At 42.8% G+C, this 17,512-nt stretch carries 19 protein-coding genes; all 19 read right to left on the reverse strand.

The window, feature by feature from the left end; all coding sequences use genetic code 11:
* Window positions 1–281 precede the first annotated feature (281 nt).
* Window positions 282–1,109: an ABC transporter permease gene (locus J9537_RS11895; RefSeq protein WP_010745540.1), complete on the reverse strand. Its 828-nt coding sequence runs from the start codon at window positions 1,107–1,109 to the stop codon at window positions 282–284.
* Window positions 1,109–2,122 (reverse strand): ABC transporter permease, encoded by a 1,014-nt coding sequence (locus tag J9537_RS11900; protein WP_231371761.1) that lies wholly within the window; start codon window positions 2,120–2,122, stop codon window positions 1,109–1,111. Before J9537_RS11900 ends, J9537_RS11895 begins: the two co-directional genes overlap by 1 nt.
* Window positions 2,123–2,155: 33 nt before the next feature.
* Entirely contained in the window at window positions 2,156–3,760 is a 1,605-nt protein-coding gene (locus J9537_RS11905; RefSeq protein WP_010745538.1) for an ABC transporter substrate-binding protein, read from the reverse strand.
* Between the two features lie 112 nt (window positions 3,761–3,872).
* On the reverse strand, window positions 3,873–4,856 hold the full coding sequence (locus J9537_RS11910; protein ID WP_010745537.1) for an ABC transporter ATP-binding protein: 984 nt from the start codon (window positions 4,854–4,856) through the stop codon (window positions 3,873–3,875).
* Window positions 4,857–5,849, reverse strand: coding sequence for an ABC transporter ATP-binding protein (locus J9537_RS11915; RefSeq protein ID WP_010745536.1), 993 nt, complete (start codon window positions 5,847–5,849; stop codon window positions 4,857–4,859).
* A gap of 393 nt (window positions 5,850–6,242) precedes the next feature.
* Window positions 6,243–6,677 carry a hypothetical protein gene (locus tag J9537_RS11920; RefSeq protein ID WP_010745535.1) on the reverse strand — a complete coding sequence of 145 codons (435 nt, stop codon included), beginning with the start codon at window positions 6,675–6,677 and terminating at the stop codon, window positions 6,243–6,245.
* A gap of 189 nt (window positions 6,678–6,866) precedes the next feature.
* Window positions 6,867–7,604, reverse strand: a complete 738-nt coding sequence (gene dagF, locus J9537_RS11925; protein ID WP_010745534.1) for a 2-dehydro-3-deoxy-phosphogluconate aldolase — start codon at window positions 7,602–7,604, stop codon at window positions 6,867–6,869.
* Entirely contained in the window at window positions 7,605–8,708 is a 1,104-nt protein-coding gene (locus J9537_RS11930) for a DgaE family pyridoxal phosphate-dependent ammonia lyase (RefSeq protein WP_010745533.1), read from the reverse strand.
* Window positions 8,698–9,804: an amidohydrolase/deacetylase family metallohydrolase gene (locus tag J9537_RS11935; protein WP_010745532.1), complete on the reverse strand. Its 1,107-nt coding sequence runs from the start codon at window positions 9,802–9,804 to the stop codon at window positions 8,698–8,700. The genes J9537_RS11930 and J9537_RS11935 overlap by 11 nt, the downstream gene beginning before the upstream one ends.
* A 15-nt stretch (window positions 9,805–9,819) precedes the next feature.
* Window positions 9,820–10,512, reverse strand: a complete 693-nt coding sequence (locus J9537_RS11940) for a DUF4310 family protein (RefSeq protein WP_010745531.1) — start codon at window positions 10,510–10,512, stop codon at window positions 9,820–9,822.
* Window positions 10,513–10,652: 140 nt separating this feature from the next.
* Window positions 10,653–11,432 (reverse strand): DUF4311 domain-containing protein, encoded by a 780-nt coding sequence (locus tag J9537_RS11945; RefSeq protein WP_028020513.1) that lies wholly within the window; start codon window positions 11,430–11,432, stop codon window positions 10,653–10,655.
* Between the two features lie 42 nt (window positions 11,433–11,474).
* On the reverse strand, window positions 11,475–11,825 hold the full coding sequence (locus J9537_RS11950) for a DUF4312 family protein (RefSeq protein WP_010745529.1): 351 nt from the start codon (window positions 11,823–11,825) through the stop codon (window positions 11,475–11,477).
* A gap of 12 nt (window positions 11,826–11,837) precedes the next feature.
* Window positions 11,838–12,191 carry a glycine-rich SFCGS family protein gene (locus J9537_RS11955; protein WP_010745528.1) on the reverse strand — a complete coding sequence of 118 codons (354 nt, stop codon included), beginning with the start codon at window positions 12,189–12,191 and terminating at the stop codon, window positions 11,838–11,840.
* A gap of 17 nt (window positions 12,192–12,208) precedes the next feature.
* On the reverse strand, window positions 12,209–12,541 hold the full coding sequence (locus J9537_RS11960; protein WP_010745527.1) for a PRD domain-containing protein: 333 nt from the start codon (window positions 12,539–12,541) through the stop codon (window positions 12,209–12,211).
* Window positions 12,542–12,558: 17 nt separating this feature from the next.
* The gene (locus J9537_RS11965) at window positions 12,559–14,403 is read right to left on the reverse strand and encodes a BglG family transcription antiterminator (protein WP_060789090.1); all 1,845 of its coding nucleotides are present in this window, start codon (window positions 14,401–14,403) and stop codon (window positions 12,559–12,561) included.
* A gap of 427 nt (window positions 14,404–14,830) precedes the next feature.
* Window positions 14,831–15,064 carry a type II toxin-antitoxin system Phd/YefM family antitoxin gene (locus J9537_RS11970; protein ID WP_010745525.1) on the reverse strand — a complete coding sequence of 78 codons (234 nt, stop codon included), beginning with the start codon at window positions 15,062–15,064 and terminating at the stop codon, window positions 14,831–14,833.
* Window positions 15,065–15,148: 84 nt separating this feature from the next.
* Entirely contained in the window at window positions 15,149–16,054 is a 906-nt protein-coding gene (locus J9537_RS11975; RefSeq protein WP_218256177.1) for a magnesium transporter CorA family protein, read from the reverse strand.
* 485 nt (window positions 16,055–16,539) lie between these two features.
* The gene (locus J9537_RS11980) at window positions 16,540–16,860 is read right to left on the reverse strand and encodes a hypothetical protein (RefSeq protein ID WP_240145422.1); all 321 of its coding nucleotides are present in this window, start codon (window positions 16,858–16,860) and stop codon (window positions 16,540–16,542) included.
* Between the two features lie 46 nt (window positions 16,861–16,906).
* Complete coding sequence (locus J9537_RS11985) at window positions 16,907–17,506, reverse strand: alpha/beta hydrolase (RefSeq protein WP_010745522.1); 600 nt, start codon at window positions 17,504–17,506, stop codon at window positions 16,907–16,909.
* Window positions 17,507–17,512: the final 6 nt, after the last annotated feature.

Genomic DNA, 17,512 nt, shown 5'->3' on the forward strand with positions numbered 1-17,512 from the left:
GCTTTTTCAATAATAAGTTTATCACATTTCATTATTAAAATAATTTCTTTCGAAAAAGAATATATAATTTATAATTATCAATGATTCCTCCTGATTCAAAACAACTGTTAAATTCATTTTTACAAAACTTTGAAAAAAGTGTTTGCTTTTTCTGTATGTATTCATTTTATTGACATTGCAAGCTTTCATTCCTATTGATTTTGCGACACCCATTTACTATTTCTTGATTTGGAGCAAAAAAAATCTGACTTAGCAATTTTCCTAAGTCAGACGTTGTTGATCTATTTATTTTTGATTTTTGGATCGATGTAATCTCGTAGACCATCACCCACAAAGTTAGCGCCGATCGACATAGAGAAGATCGCCACACCCGGGAAGGTGGAGATCCACCAATAGTTCATATTATTGACACCGTCAGAGACCATTGAGCCCCATTCAGGCGTTGGTGGTTGTGTCCCTAACCCCAAGAAGCTTAGTCCTGAGAATGTTACGATCGCGTTCCCGATATCCAGTGTCGCCATAACCAAGAGTGACCCCAACGCATTCGGTACGATTTCCTTCACCAAGATGCGCAAATGACTTGCTCCTAACACTTTGGAGGCGACGATATATTCATTTTCCTTCAAAGTAATCACGAGACTTCGCATTAGTCGCGCATAGTTGGGCCACCAAATAATCGTCATCGCCAACACTGAATTGAAGATACTTGGCCCCAACGCCGCGGCAATGACCATCGCCAAAATCAATGGTGGAAAGGCGGCGATCAGCTCTGCGAAACGCATCATGACATCATCGATGATACCACCGACATATCCGGCAATCCCACCATAGATGGTGCCAATGACAATTGTGATACAAACAGTTACTAGTCCCGCAGTAATCGAAACCCGGCTCCCCATCAACACACGAGAAAATACATCTCGTCCCAATTCATCTGTTCCTAGTAAATGCCCAGACGATCCTGGAGATAAGAAGCGTCCCGCCATATCTTGAGCTAATGGGTTTTTCGGAACGATTATTGGTGCAAGGATCGCCACAATCACCCACAACACACAAATGACCAATCCTAATTTAAATAAGAAGTTCTTCTGTCTTAACAATCGTTTCATCAGCTGTACCTCACTCTCGGATCAATGACTCCATAAAGGATGTCGATCAAGAGATTCAGCAGGACGTTGACCATAGCGATCAATAGTGAAACGCCGCAGATTGCTGGAAAATCCAGTGTCGTTGCTGAAAGATACGCATATTGCCCGATTCCCGGCCACGAAAAGATCTTTTCTACAAAGACCATCCCGCCTAACAGGTTACTAAAGCCCATTCCCATAACAGTAATGACAGGAATCAAGGCATTTCCCAACGCATGACGTAACACGATCTGACGCTGAGACAAGCCCTTCGCCTTTGCTGTTCGAATATAGTCCAATGAAGAAACCTCCAGCAAGTTTGAGCGGGTCTGCCGTGAGATGAGTCCCATGGTAAAGAATCCCAGTACAATCGCCGGCAGAATCAAATGGGAGAGGGCATCGTTAAGTAATGCCCAATTGCCACTTATTAGTGCATCTAAGACATAAAGCCCTGTCCCGCCTGTTGGCGCCGATATTCGAGAGCTGACTCGTCCACCGCCTGGAAACAGCTGCCACTTAGAGTAAAACAGCAGCAACATGACTAATGCAAACCAGAAGTTCGGGATCGAGACCCCGCTGATTGAGATAGTACGAACTAGATAATCAAACGGCTTGTTGCGATAAACCGCAGAGATGATCCCAAACGTGATCCCGAATAACACCGCGATCAGCATCGCCATGATGGATAGTTCCAAAGTCGCAGGGAAAAACTGTTTTAAATCACTGATAACAGGATTACCGGTGCGAATCGAAGTCCCAAGATCTCCCCGCAACAAGTTGCTCAGATAGATAAAGTATTGCTCCATTAACGGTTTGTCCAATCCCCAGCGTGCTTTGTACGCCGCCACCGCCACAGGATCGCTCATCGCGTTTGGACTCATATTGGATGCAATTGGATCACTGGGAACGAGGTGTGAGATCATGAATACTAAAAACGTCACCCCAATGATCAAAAAGCAAACAAATACTAAGCGCCGTAATAAAAACCTAGCCATATTCCTCATATACTTTTGCCCCTTGCTCTTTGGTTAGTTGATACTGACATCTTGGAAATTGATTTTTTGTACTTCGTAGTAGTTGACACCCTTCAAGCTGTCTCGGTAAGCCAATACTTTTGGATGCTGAACTAAGAAAGCATAAGGCATGTCATCTGCCAATAATTTTTGTAATTCTTCAGATGCTGCCGAACGTTTTTCTTCATCTGATTCTGTTTGAATCGTTTTTTTCAATTCTTCCATCTTCGCATTCGAAGTATCCATCCATTTCGCCCGTTCGCCAACTGTATCACCTGGTAAGAAGGCTAATTGGTTGTTGATATCCATGTAATCTGGATGCCAATGCATCATTAAGAAAGCTTCTTTTCCTTCACGATAAGAATCGATAACCACACCGATCTCAGATGTTTCGATCTTCGCATTGATCCCGATTTTTTCCAGGTCATCTTTGATTTTTTGACCTAAAGTCGTCCATGACATTCCTTCTGTATCGAAGGTTGCGACAGTGAACTTAATGTCAAAGCCATCTTTGTAACCAGCTTCTTCCATTAATTTCTTCGCTTCGTCTAAGTCTTGATAATCCTTTTCCTTCTCTAATGCGCCCACAAAGCCTTTCGGTACGATATTTAGTGGAAGAACGGCTTGATCGCCTGAAATTTCGAGTAATTCTTTATAATTGATGGCCTTACGAACCGCTTCCTGGACTTTTGGATTCGCCATTGGTCCGCCGATTTCCTCATCTTGGTTCATCAATAAGAAGGTTGTTGTCGAACCAACATAATTCTTAATTTTCACGCCTTCTTGATCCTTCAGTTGAGAAACGTTATCTACACCGATTCCCAAGGCAATATCAATATCCCCTTGTTTCAACATTTGAATCTGCGTATTCACATCTGGAATTTCCTTACAGATGACTTTATCGTTCTTCACTTCACCCCAGTAGTCATCATTCTTGACCAAACTAAGTTCTTCATTTTGTTTCCATTTGTCTAAGACATAGGCTCCTGATCCCGCTGAGTTTGAATTCAACCATTTTTCAGCCGTATCCTTAGAAGAGGCATCCTCTGCATCGGTACCACCATGTTCTTTCACTACTTCTGAATCCAAAATTGCAAAGGAATTGTTCGCAAGCTTCACTAAGAAGGCTGCATCTGGCTCCTTCAATGTAAACTTCACGGTATAGTCATCCGGTGTTTCGATACTTTCAACATTTTCCGTATGATGAGTCGTATTACTTTTTAGATTTTTTGTCCGCATGACACTGAACTTCACGTCTTTTGACGTCAACTCATTCCCGCTTGAGAATTTCACTCCTTCTTTGATTTTGAACGTGTGAACCTTTTGAGATTCATCTAATTCATGTGATTCTGCTAATGAAGGCTCTGGTGTAGAGGATTCATAAGTTCGATATAAATAATCATACATCGCGTAATACACCATATTGCCGTATACCTCATAGCCATGATGAGGATCCAAAGTCTTCAAATCAGATGCCATCCCGACTACCAATGTCTTGTCGCCATCCCCGCTGCCGCCACCATCGTTTGACCCGTCAGTGCTGCCGCCACCGCCACCACAACCGGCAAGTGTTAACATCACTAAACAAATGACGCTCCACAACATCTTTCTTTTTTTCATACCCTAGTACTCCTCCTTATTTTTGCTAAATGTATTTAATTTTTCAGAAGAAAAATTAAGTCTGATTTTTATGCCGCAGTCTCCCCCGCGAATCTTGTTGAAACGCGGAATGTTAACCCTCTTTACTGTGTAAATGACAGGCGACAAAATGCTGGTCCTTCACTTCCTGCAGCTCCGGAACTACCGTCTTGCACTTTTCCATTGCAAATGGACAGCGTGTATGGAATTTGCAGCCCTTAGGCGGATTTGCCGGACTCGGCACATCGCCAGTCAAGACGATCCGTTCCGTCTTTTCCTTGTCGATCGTTGGTGCTGCTGAAATTAAAGCTTTAGTATATGGATGCAGGGTGTCTTTATATAGAGCATCACGATCTGCTAATTCCACGACATTCCCTAAATACATCACCGCGATTCGATCACATAGGTGATAAACCACCCCTAAATCATGAGAAATGAAGAAATAAGTGAGGTTCATCTGCTTCTGCAGCTCCACCAACAGATTGATCACCTGTGCCTGGATCGATACGTCTAAGGCTGAAACAGGTTCGTCGCAAATGATGATATCAGGTTTTAGAGCTAGCGCTCGAGCAATTCCGATCCGCTGCTTCTGACCACCGGACATCTCATGAGGATAGCGCTGCTTATAATCTGGTGCTAACCCGACCATTGTCAGCAAGCGATCAATTTCCGCTTCGATCTCTGCTTTGGTCATGTCTTTTTTATGGTGTATTTGAAAAGGCTCCGCCAAGATATCTTTGATCTTATTTCGCGGATTCAAACAGGCTGACGGGTCCTGAAAAACGAGCTGAACCTTTGACCCAAAGGCCACTTTTTCTTTTCGGTTCTTAAAGGCGCTGACATCTTGCCCATCGATAATGATCGTTCCGTCCGTTATAGCACCAAGGTTTAGCATAGTCTTTCCCAAGGTACTCTTGCCGCAGCCGCTCTCGCCTACAATTCCAAAAGTCTCGCCTTTGTTGACGGTTAAGGACACATCATCAACTGCCTTCAGCGTGCCCTTTTTCCCTTTACTGTCGCGAATCTCAAAATATTGTTTGACATTTTCCATCCTAATAATCGGTTCTTGCGTCATCATTTACGTCGTCACCTCGGTCTCTTCTTCCATCGAATACTTAAAGCAGCGAACCTTTCGACCATTCTCATCCGTTGTTAATGCTGGTCGTTTTTCTTTACAAATAGCCATCGCGTAAGGACAGCGAGGATGGAAGCTGCAGCCTTTCGGCATGTTGTCCAGCTGTGGGACCATTCCCTCGATGCTGCTTAATTTTCCTTTTTCATCCTGGATATTCGGTATCGCTGCAATCAAACCCTCCGTATAAGGATGCTTAGGTTTGTCTAATATTTCACGAATTAATCCTTGCTCAACAACCTTCCCCGTGTACATAACGATCACGCGGTCGCAGACTTCGGACACCACGCCTAAATCATGTGTAATGAGGATGATCCCCATCTTGAGGCGATCTCTCAATTCCTTTAGAACTTCTAGAATCTGTGCCTGAATCGTCACGTCCAATGCGGTCGTCGGTTCATCCGCGATCAATAGCTGCGGATCACAAGCTAAAGCCATTGCAATCATGACCCGTTGACGCATCCCACCAGACATTTGATGTGGATATTCGTTAAAGCGCTGCTCTGGTGCAGGTATTCCCACGAGCTTCAGCAGTTCGATCGCCTTTTCTTTCGCCTCCGCTTTTGAGATGTCCGTATGAATCAACATAGATTCAATGATTTGATTGCCGCATTTATGAAGCGGATTCAAAGAAGTCATCGGTTCTTGGAAGATCATCGCTAAATGATTGCCGCGATACTCCTGCTTCTCCTTTTCCTTCATGGCGATCAGATCCGTTCCTTTGAACAGCGCTCTTCCGCTAACTGAACTGGTGGATTCCTCTAATAATCCCATGATACTTAATGACGTCACACTTTTCCCGCTGCCGCTTTCTCCAACGATCCCTAATGTTTCATTTTCATTTAATAGAAGCTCTAAATTATTTACGGCAGTTACCTCTCCGTTATAGGTGCGAAATTTGACTGTAAGGTCCTCGACCCGCAGCAGTTCTTTCTCCATAAAATAATTAACTCCCTGCCTTCTAATTTTTAAATTAAGGTTAAAAAATAACTGATCGTTCTAATTTAACAAATATTCGAACGCTGTTCTTTTATTCAGAATTTTCGAAAAATATTTTATTTTTTGATTATACCAGTTGCGAAAAGATTGTCAACACAAAGTTTTAAGCGTTTTCTTTAGAAATCTAACAACCACAACCTTCATTAAATAAAACCCAAAAATCTTACGTTTATTATTAAATTATACTGAGCATTTCTCATTTTAAAAAGTTGTATTATATTATCCCTTGTTTTTCGACCTAAATATCCGTTACGAAATAACATACAAAAAGCCCTCGACAATTTTCTTTTAAAAACTGCCAAGGGCTTCTGCTTTACGATTCAATTTAGTCGTTTACATTAATTTTTCGAAGCGGTTTTCAATCACGCCAATATGCAGCTGGTTAAAATCTCTAAAGGCTCTACAAGGCGTATCTTCTTTATCGCAGTCTTCAGCGATATAGATTGGTTTGAAGCCTAACGCTTCGGCTTCTTGCAATTGTTCCAGAGAATTCGAGATGAAATTGACCTTTTGATGACTCAATTCAACCTTCAGAAAGTCCACTAACCCCTGAGGAACCGTTCCGGCAACTTCACCATTGATAGAAAAGTCCAAATAATCCGCTAAATGATGCTCCAGCAAGACATTGTTCATCGTCGCTTGATCATAGAAGACCATTCCGATTTGCTGCTTCCGACTTTTTAAATAGTCCAGCAGCGGTTGAACATTTGCTTGATTTTCTTCTCGTAAAAAAATACTCTCACTTGAAAATACAAAAGTTTCGATCATTTCGTTTCCTCCTACTCCATTTATTTTGTGCGTTTATTCACGAACGTAGCTAAAAAAATATCTGTTACTCTATATTGTCTTTTAACTTACATCATTTTTAAAGCGCTGTCAATGAATTGTCGGTTGGAGTTTTTCACTTTACACATCAAAAAAGAGCATAGCTTTTTGCCATGCCCTTCTATATAGAAACTATAAAAGTTCTTTTACGATATCTAGTAAAGTGCGTACATCCTCAGGTCTCGTATCCCCTGTTGCGGAATCAATGATCGAGCTGTACACATGAGGGATCACCTTTTCAACCCCGGCATCAAGAGCGATTTTGACGATCTCTTGGAAATTCTCCAAATCGATGCCACCCGTTGGCTCTAAGTAAAAATCATTTTCGGCGCAGGCTTTTGCCACTGCTTGATATTCTTCCTTGCAGGATAAGCCCTTCATCGGGAAGTATTTTACAGAGCTGCCGCCCATATCCTTCAACAAGGCGATCGCTGTTTCGATTGGAACGATTGCTTCAGTGGTTTGCGAGCTCAACGGTCCGGTTGCGATATTGACATAGCCAACCTTGCCGCAGGGTGACACTAAGCCGTTAATCACTGTATCTTGTTGTCCAAGCAATGCACGAGAAGTCCCAACACCTGTGAAGACTTGGTTTACATGCTGGGGCTGAAGCTCACCAGATATACGCGAAACCATTTGACTCTGATTCGGATCGCCAGCACCAAGGCCTACAGACAACGCATTTTCTGTCGCTGCCTGATAGTTTTTCATATCTTCGATAGCCGCTTCGTCACTCTCATAATTTTTTGATAGCACACCTAGAACAACATGGCCTTCTGCTGCTGTATAGCAATCACGCGCATTTTCAACTGAGTTCGCTAAAACATTCAGACATACTCGCTCTTTATAATAGTTTGGGGTTAATGACATTTATTCAGACTCCTTCTCCATGATTTCTCTTAATCGTCGAACGATTTTATCCATCTCTGCTTCATTTACCGCACGAATATCGAACTCGATAATGCCGTTGTTCGCTTGATATTCTCTCGTATAGATGGCAGGATCTTCTGCTTTTAACGCTTCGATTACTTCGAAAGCGGATTTATTTTGCACTTTTACACTGGCGCGATAGATCGCTCTTCCAGCACCGTCCTGGACACTTTTAGCCTCTAAGCTCTCGATTTGATCAAGCTGATCAATGAATGGTGCAAGACGCTGCTTCATCGACTCACCCGTCTCACTCCCATTGGCTAAACGATCCTCTAACGCTTGGGTCAACCCCATGACATTTTCTTTACCAATCTTCATCGCACGTCCAATTCCTTTGCCCTGAAGGCGAAGCCATTCGATGTATTGCTTCTTACCAATGACTAGACCGCTGCTAGGACCTTCGATGGCTTTCGCGCCTGAATAAATGATTAAATCAGCGCCCGCTTTGCTGTACTGATAAAGATCTTCTTCCGCTGCCGCATCAACGATCAGGGGCAGCTGATATTTTTTTGCGACAGCCGCAGCTTCTGCTACTGTCAGCATGCTTTTTTGTACCGTATGGTGACTTTTGATGTAGAGCAGTGCCGCAGTTTGATCGGTAATCATCATTTCCATTTGCTCTGGCGAGCAGCCATTAGCATAGCCTGCCTCCACCACTTGTCCGCCACCTTGACTAACCATTACTTCAACTGGCGTTCCGTAATCAACATTGTGTCCCTTCGGCAAAACAATTTCTCGCTTCTGAATACGGTCAGTATAAGGATGATAGGCATGATACATACTGCCTTGTCCAATGACCGCAGCGACAGACTGTGCAATGCCGGCGGATGCAGAGGAAACAATTTGTGCATCCTCTACTTCTAGCAGCTTCGCAATATAGGCCCCGGTCTGAATGAACAGCTCACTCATCTCAAAAAAATGCTCGCCGCCGAAACGTTGTGCCGCTTGCACATTTTCTGACACCTTTGATACCCCGAGAATCGTCATTTTCCCAGAAGCGTTGATGACTTCCATCAAGCCAAATTTGTCGTAACTAATTGTCATAAATGGTGCCTCCAATAATCGTTTTCACTGGTTTGATCAGCTCAGTGGCTGTTCGGGTGAACCCGTTTGAATCCGTTAAAATTTTCTCGCCCTCTGCCAAATCAAAAATCGTCAGATCCGCGTCATAACCAGCCTTCAATTGTCCTTTTCTCTCTAAATGGAAGTATTTAGCCGGAACCGCAGTTACCTTGTCCAGAATCTCTTCCCAAGAGTATCCAACAACGCGCAGCTTTTCCATCGTTGTCGCCAAATCATAAACAGGCCCATTCTCGCGGTTGCGATGATAGATATCTGTACTGATGGACGTTGCCTTGATCCCTTCCTTTAACGCGATTTCAGCGACATGGAAATTGAAGCTGTCCGTCCCATGACCAATATCAAAAACAATGCCTTTTTCATAAGCAGCCTTCGCGAAATCCTTGATCTGATCGGTTTCTTTGTCCAAGATGCCATTGGGCTTGCCATTAAAGCAATGCGTCAGCACATCTCCCGCATCTAATAGCTCCAATACTTCCCGCAGCTCTGGCGGTGCCGAGCCGATATGAATCATTAATGGAAGGTTTTGATTCTCACGCTGGATATCTTTTGCTAATTCCAATGGTGTGATGCCATTTTCACCAACGACTGTTTTACTCATCCGTGCTTTGATTCCCACGATAAACTTCGGCAGCTCGGCTAACCGATCACGAACAAGAGTCGCTTGAACCTTCGATAAATCCGCCAGTTCATCCTGTTCAACGATTCCCCATTTTGAAATATTGACCAAGGCGTAAACATTGGTCTTCACTTTTTTCGTCAGCTCATAAAAATCGCCGATATTTTCCGCACCGGTTGTCCCCGCATCAATCACGGTAGTCACACCTTTAGTGACCCCAATTTCATCTGGATAATCATAATACAGGGTCATTTTTTCATAGCAGTGCACATGGTCATCGACCCAACCTGCCGATAAGTAATGCTTTCCTTCTAAATCCAGCACTTCCTTTGAAGGGGACTCGATCTCAGCTTCTACTGCTAAGATAGCGCCATCCTTTATCGCCACTTCCACCTTTTCACCGTTCACTCGTTTTCCATTTTTGATTAATAAATCAAACATCCTATGGCCTTCTTTCTACTGAAGTGCTACTGGGAAGATCGTCCCAAGTACCATTGCTCCAAGGATTGCTCCACCAGCAATCGGTTTTTTCCAGGCATAGAAGCCTAACGCTCCCAATGTTGCACCAATCCCGATTGGAATAGAAGCGCCACATGCGCTCAAGATAATCAATGGGCCTAAGAAGCGGCCAGAAGAGTTTCCGGCACCCATCATTACATCTGCGCCAAACGTTGAATTCGCTTGATTGATTGTAAATTTACGAATCAAGATGATCACACCGCCGACAAGTAAGCCTAGAACAGCTCCTGTAATCAGCGACAAAGCAAAGTTATCAATGGGTGCGCGAATGCCCATGCTTAAGAAAATCGCCGGAATACCGATACCGATCCCCGTTAGAATCGATCCACCCAAATCAAGAATCCCCACAAGCGAGCCCTCTAAGATACGAGCAAACAAGAAGCTAGCCCCAAACGCCGCAGCCGCTCCATAAGAACCACCATCTAAGCCTGCCTTCAACATCGCTACGATCGAAACTTCATTAAACGCACCCACCCCATGAGTCACGTACATATGTGTTCCCGCAAAAACCGCCGCAGCCATAATTCCTACCGTAATAGGAAATGCCCAGTCAGCATACCAGAAGCTCTTCGCCTTCTTTTCTTCAGAAAGCGCAACTTGTTCCTTTTCCAATTCTTCTGTGTTATCCATTAAATTCCCTCCTAATTAAGAAATCATTTTTCAAAAAACTTGAAAATGATCTTTTGTCGTTTCGCATATGATGCCGCTAACCATGCCGAAACATAGAGTAAAACTCGCAATCTGGCATCTTATTTTTACCGATGACTAAATTAGCTTAATCCAAGCAGCTTGTGGATATTTTCTAACCAGTTCGGCGCCTGCAGCTTGAAGCTTTCCAATACTTGAAGATCGAAGCCACGGAAGAAGCCGCTTAGAACAAACAGTAAGATAATTGCACCCATCATCATCTTGGTTACTTTTGACCAGCCGATCTCATCGACCCCTTTACCAATCAAGATCCCAAGTACCACACCAGGTACCGCATTTCCCATGATTAATTGCGCGATGCCGCCAAATAATGTTCCCCAGAAGCCAGTACGTTTGCCGGCATCCAATGCTGCTAACCAGAAAATAACTGGCATGACGATGTTAATCAATGTTGTTGCTGCGGGAACCAATACGGCTACTGCTGTTACCTGCAATGCTTCTGGAATTGCGGCAGCGGTTGAATTCAAGAATGCCACAACAATCGCGCCCACAACAGCGCCCACAAAGCCCATTTTTCTAGGATCATGCATTGTTTCAGAAACATTTTTATTTTTCGCTAATAAGACCGATGCTGCCCAGTTCGGAATGATCCGATGTGTCACATCCTGGGTAAACGCTCCAGCGCCAACCGTTGAAGCCCAAGCATTGAAGAAAAATCCTAATCCAAATGAAAAGTGCGAAGCCGGGTCACCCATACAGGCATTCATCTCACCCAGCGTACGAAAGGCACCCAACCCTTGCGTACTTGGGGCATGAAACATTCGTGCCGCCCCCATCGAGGCAGAAAATCCGAGCAATCCGCCAATGATGATCGATTTAACTAATATAATTGTAAACTCCACTATTTATTTCCTCCTTCTTGTTCGTAGACTAACCGTTTCTCCTTATATCTTTTTGGAAATAACGGGAATTTGAATACCGTCAGGATCATCCGTCACTTCCTGTGTAAAGGCGACGTCATTCACTTGAAGCGTCGTCACGTTGACCGTTACTTCCAACTCCACATGATAGCTGGTTCTTTTTCGTGGAAAGAAGAAGAAGAGGAATCGTTCTTTGTACGTTTTTTCTGTTGCCTTGATCACTTCCACCTCTACTGGCTCAATGCGTAAAATCACTTCCGACTCCTGCATCATTTTTTTCTGAATGTTTCCCAGCGCACTAGCAAACGCATGCTGCTTGGAATCGCCTTTGCCTTCGACAGTCACAATGACTTGTTGACAATCTTGGATACTCATTTGCTCATCTCCCTAATTGTGTTTCTTTTCAAATGCTTCTACTAGACGTTTGCCTAATTCTTCCTGATCCATGAAGCCAAAGCCTAACACTGTTTTTCCGTCATTAATCGCTGTTATCCCTTCTTCGATTGAGCGCATGCCGTGACGTTCTGGATAGCCGTATTTTGTCGCCGCCGTTAACGCACCTGCTCCGCCGCTGCCGCAAAATGAAATCCCCATATCTGCTTTTTCCTGCTGCATCACATCACCTAAGCGCATATCCGCGCCCATACCTGGTACGACTACTGCTCTTCCGCCTGCTGCTTCTACGCCTTTTGCGACATTTTGTCCTTTACCCATACGGTCTGCAATTACTACTGTGATCATTTATTTTTCCCCCTAAATTAATTTTGTTTGGCTGTTTCAAAATGGATCGATAAGACATACATCTCGTCTTGTGATAAGTTGCTGATTTTTTGGACGACACCATCAGCTAGCCGCAACGCTTCTTGCGAGACTTCGCTGAACATTTCTGGATCAACCTCTGGAATCGCCTCTTGTTCTTTCGAACGCTTCAGCATTTCGTTTAAATGATTGATTAGGATCGTCCATTGCAGTTCTGTCGGTTCGATTTTCGCCTCCGCAAGTTCTCCGCTGAGCCAATCGATTAATTCTTCTAGTTCTCTTTGATGTTCGCTGGTTGAAATGATTTGTAACGCTTCGCCAGTCACGGTCATTCTCTTCCTCCTTTTGACTATCCTTTGATGTAAGCAAATAATGCGTTGATCTCGGATTGATTGATTGCTAAATTATGCTCTGTAAACAATTGCTCTATTTCTTGGTTATATGAAGAAGCTGTTTCATCTGCTCCATCCGATTTGTTCCCTTCCATCATGTATTGCTGATCAAAGATGATTCGATGAACCATCAAAAAGACATGTAATAGGAAAGCTTCGCGATATTCTTGATTCAGCTGCTCTTGGAATAGACACAGCAGCTTTTCGTAAATGGTATAAGCCTGTAAGATCAGCTCCTTGCTAAAATCCTCTAGCGATGTTCGATTGCCCACCGGCTCTAATCTTATTTTCTTCGAGCCTTTTTGCGGCGACTGACTCAAGGTCTTTTTGACTGCCTGCTGGATCTTTTCTAAATCCTGTTTAGTCGGCAGCGGGTGAACCTTGATAAATTCACAATCCATTCCCTCGATGGGAAAGATACTGATGACTAATTCCGGTTCCTTCTGTTTGATGATCTCCTGAGCATTCAGCACCGAAGCAAAAGCCGCGATCTCGATATTAGAAAGCTCCTCTGAGATTTTCTGCTTGATCAAGCTCGTGACGCCTAATCCTGTAGAACAAACATAGACCGCACGAACACTTCGCGAATCCGCCGCTTTCTCATAGGAAACGAGAAAGTGCAAAGCGATGTAGGCGATAAAGGAATCATTAATCAGTACGCTTTTTCCTTGAATCTCTCGCCGTACCACTGTTTCGATCGCGTCAAACAGCTCTGGATATTTCGCTTTGATATCATCCTTGAAGGGATTGTACTCATTCACGAATTTTTGTTTGCGGGATAAGCGCATCGATAAATGAGCATAAAGATTGGTCAACAGCTGCGGATCATTCGAAAAGGAGTAGTTGATCTTTTTGCTTACCTTTTGGATCAAATTCTCCGTCAAGGTCATCACATCCTGCTGCAGATCATTTTCGAAGGTATCACTATAAATGTAGCGATACTCGTCTTCAAACAACGGCAGCTGATAATGGGAAAAAACCTGCTGCATCAATAAGTAAGAGAGTTCCTGCTGTTCTTTCGGATCATTCAGCAACTGGTAGCGGCCAATAGTGTATTCATTTTGCAAACGAACAGTCGCGATCGCGACTCGGATCAGCATGTTCAATAGCTCCGCGTAGTTCAGCTCAGCGGTGTCGATTTGCTTCAACAACTGCCGCATATCGGCCAACACTTGATTGAAGACCTCCTGAAAAGCCGTCCCTTTGGCTGAGTAAAGCTCATACCCCTCCTGCTTCTCACTTTGCAAAAGCAGCTCCATGATTTTGTAAATGTCGTAATCCGTCAGCTCTTTTTGCAAGACCTCTTCGATCAGCAGACGAACCTGATGCTCCGGGCCTGAGATCAAAAAGCCTTTTCGCGGCAGCCGTTCAAGCGTGATTCCCTGCTCGTTCAGCTGTTGCTCCAGAGCCTCTAAGTCATTAAGGATGGTGTCCTTGCTGACCATTAAGCGCTCCGCCAATTCAAAGGAAGTAATCGCCTGATTCGTGAGCATTAAATGAATACTCAACCGATCCAAACGCAATGTCTGATCCGCAAATAGTTCCAGCCGATCAACCTCCATCAGTTCGCTTTTCAATTTGATTCGTTCAGAATCGCTCAGCTCCAGCCACACACCTTGACTTCGTTTGCTCGTCAGATCATGCTTTCGCTCCTGCAGCCACAGACGAATATCATCCAGATCGTATTTGATCGTGCGCACGCTTACATTTTGCTGATTCGCTAACTCCTTGGTCGTCACTGGTTCTGTGTTTTCAAGAAATTGCAGCAAGACTTGAATTTGTCTTTTCGTTATCTGTTGCATCATGCTCTCTCCTTACATGCTTTACTATAGTGATTTGTGCTTCTTGTAACAATATGAAATGATTGCACTTACTCTAGTGCAAAAACTCCTTATTTCATAGGAGATACAGTATATTCCCCCTTGTTTTTACAGAAAAAAAGCAAAGTAACCATCAGTACTCGACATTTACTTTGCACTAATCACTTTACTAAGGTAGCATCTTCTTCCCCTCTTGTATGCCCAAAACCAAAATTTTTTGTCTGATAAAAAAATTTGGTGAAAGCCGCCGCATTTGAAGACATGAAAAAAGCCATGCCAGCTTTGGCACGACTTGCTTCAATTCGGCACTACTCTTCACGAATGAAAGAGCTGTTTTTTGCATCTTTTCCTTTTTCTTGGAAATTCTCAATGTCTACAATTACATCATTGGTCAATCAAGCAGTGTAACTCATACACCAAACCTTTTCTTTGCTTCAGAAAGAGAGATCATTCCGCTACCTTCAGCTTTTTTTAGTTTCACAACGATTTCTAAACTGGCTTTCAAGCGATCATACTCCTCAATAGTCACTACCACATATTTTTCATGACCATTTTTAGTCAGAAAAACAGGCTCATCTGTCGTTACTTGCTCTAATAGCTTATTATAATTACGCAAATCAGAAACTGGTTTTATGTTTCGCATAGTGATCACCCACCTCATTATCAGTGTATCCTATCTTACAACAAATTACAGCAGTCTAATCATGATCATTTCGAAGAATTCTCACTATTTCATTAACTTCCGTAATAAGTATAATAAGCCAAACCAAAGCACCAGACTCACTAAGATAGTAATGATCCAGCCTGAAGCGTTATGCTCCAACGGCAGCGGCATGTTCATGCCGAAAAAGCCGGAAACGATCGTAGGAATCGTCAATAGGACGGATAAGACCGTCAGCACACGCATCGTATCATTCAAGTTATTATTCAGCACATTGTTATAGGTACCAGATAATTGCTGTAAAATTTGAGAGGATAGCTTTGTCATTTCCACTAATTGCTGTGCTTCGATCAGCACATCATCCAAACTTTCCTTTTCCTGATCACTCAACCGCCGATAGATGCCATGACTTTTGATTTGCTGTACTAAGAGCACATTTTGCCGAGATGCCGTTACGAAATACACGATCCCAGTCTCTAAATCGGACAACAGCAGCAAATTCTGCTTCGTCGTCTTCTCCTTTAACAAGTTGCTGATTCGTTTACGATCATGATCCATCCCCTCGACAAAAGGAAAATACTGATCAGAAATAATGAAGAGACTGCCGAATAGCAGCTCAAACAACGTACTGTTCGGATTCTTCTCTAAATAATTCTTTATCTCAAAGAATAAGTATTTACTTTCCTGACTGGTTACAGTGATTAACGTTTGCTTGACCACGATAAAAGTCATGGGGACTGTCTCATAGTGATTATCAATTTTGCGTCGATTCGGCGCATTAAAAATCAGCAGCAGCACATCCATTTCTTTGTCATAATCCAGATGCGCCCGTTCATTCCGGTCCAAGGAATAATCCACGAACTCACTATCGATCCCATAATCCCGATAAAGATTCTTCAACTCTTCTTCATTTTCCGCATCAATGTTGATCCAGCTGTTCATCTTATTATTGAAAACTTCTTTTGTATACATAAACTTATCTCCTAGCTGTCATTAAGTCCGTAAGCATTCTATCACAGAACAGAGCGATTATAAGAATAAATACTAGACATATTTAACGAAACGAAAATCTTATATTCTATCTAACTTAGAAAATCACAAATTGAAAAAGTTTCTTCATATTTTTTTATTCTTTTATCTTATCTATAATATCTATCCATACTGTAGTCAATACAGGTGATTAAACATAAGACGAACTAACTACAAACACATTTATGAACAAGATATAAAATTATTTTTCTATTCTAATAGAAAGAAAAATATTTCCAACCATAGAAAACCAAAAGAGTCTGTTTCTAATTGAAGAATGCTCTACTAAAAAACATTTAGAAATATTACTAACCATATCATCGTGAGAAAAAACAATTGCTTCTTACTCAATTTCTGAAAAAGTATTTAAACAAGCAGATTATTAAAGTAAATCAAAAATAAGAGCCGAAAGATTTCTCTTTCGACTCCTATTTATGACTCTCTACATGCATAAAGCCCCAGTTTGTCGGCATATAATACCCGTCTACGGTCATATCCTTCAAATCACTGGAAACTAGCTGTCCTGTGATGTAGTAGATGCGTTTTGCTTTGCGTTCGGCATCGCCCAGTTTCGCCAAAAGACCGTTCAAGTCATATTCCGGCATCAAATAATAATGAAAATTAAAGCCCTTCAGGCGTTCATGAGTGATCGCCCCTTCAAAGGTCAATAATTTTTGTAATTCGTCATCATTGAATGCCAAGTCTGTTGGTGTCAAGGTCAAGCCTTTGTATTCAAATGAGTCTGTCATCGCGCCACCCCTTCGACTCATTTTACCATATCCAAAAATGGTGTCACTACTCTTTCAGCCATTCCCGCGCGTTCTGAACCTCGTCCATCGAGACCTGATGACCATAAGGCGTATCGACTACCGTGACTGCCGCACCTCGATCGCGAAAGGCCGCGACTAGTTCCGCAAAGGAGGCCTCACTGACGATCGGATCCTTCGCACCGCCATAGGAAACCCAAATTTTTTTATTTTCTAAACGAAATGATTGGGTATGCAGCTCCAAGGACATTGGATGGAAAAAGATTCCTCTGGACAGGCTTGTTTCTCGCTCCAGCAGCAAATGCGCCGCAATGTTCGCCCCATTTGAATACCCAACTAAGGTCCATTCTTCCAGCGGGATTCCTTTTTCCTGACTGATTGCTTTGATTTCATCCAATAGATGATCCGTTTCTTTTTCTAAACTCTCAAAATCAAATTGATTCAAGCCGTTGCGTTTAAAGAAACGATTCATCCCGTCTTCTTTAATCTTTCCTCGTAAGGACAAGACTGTACTATCCCCGTCTAAAAATTTTGCCAACTCCAGCAAAGACGTTTCATCCCCACCTGTTCCATGAAGCAAAATAAATTTTCTTCCATTTGGGTTTCCCTCTTGATATAGGTATTCCATCTTCAT

This window comes from Enterococcus raffinosus (assembly GCF_019175485.1).
Taxonomy (GTDB): domain Bacteria; phylum Bacillota; class Bacilli; order Lactobacillales; family Enterococcaceae; genus Enterococcus_A; species Enterococcus_A raffinosus.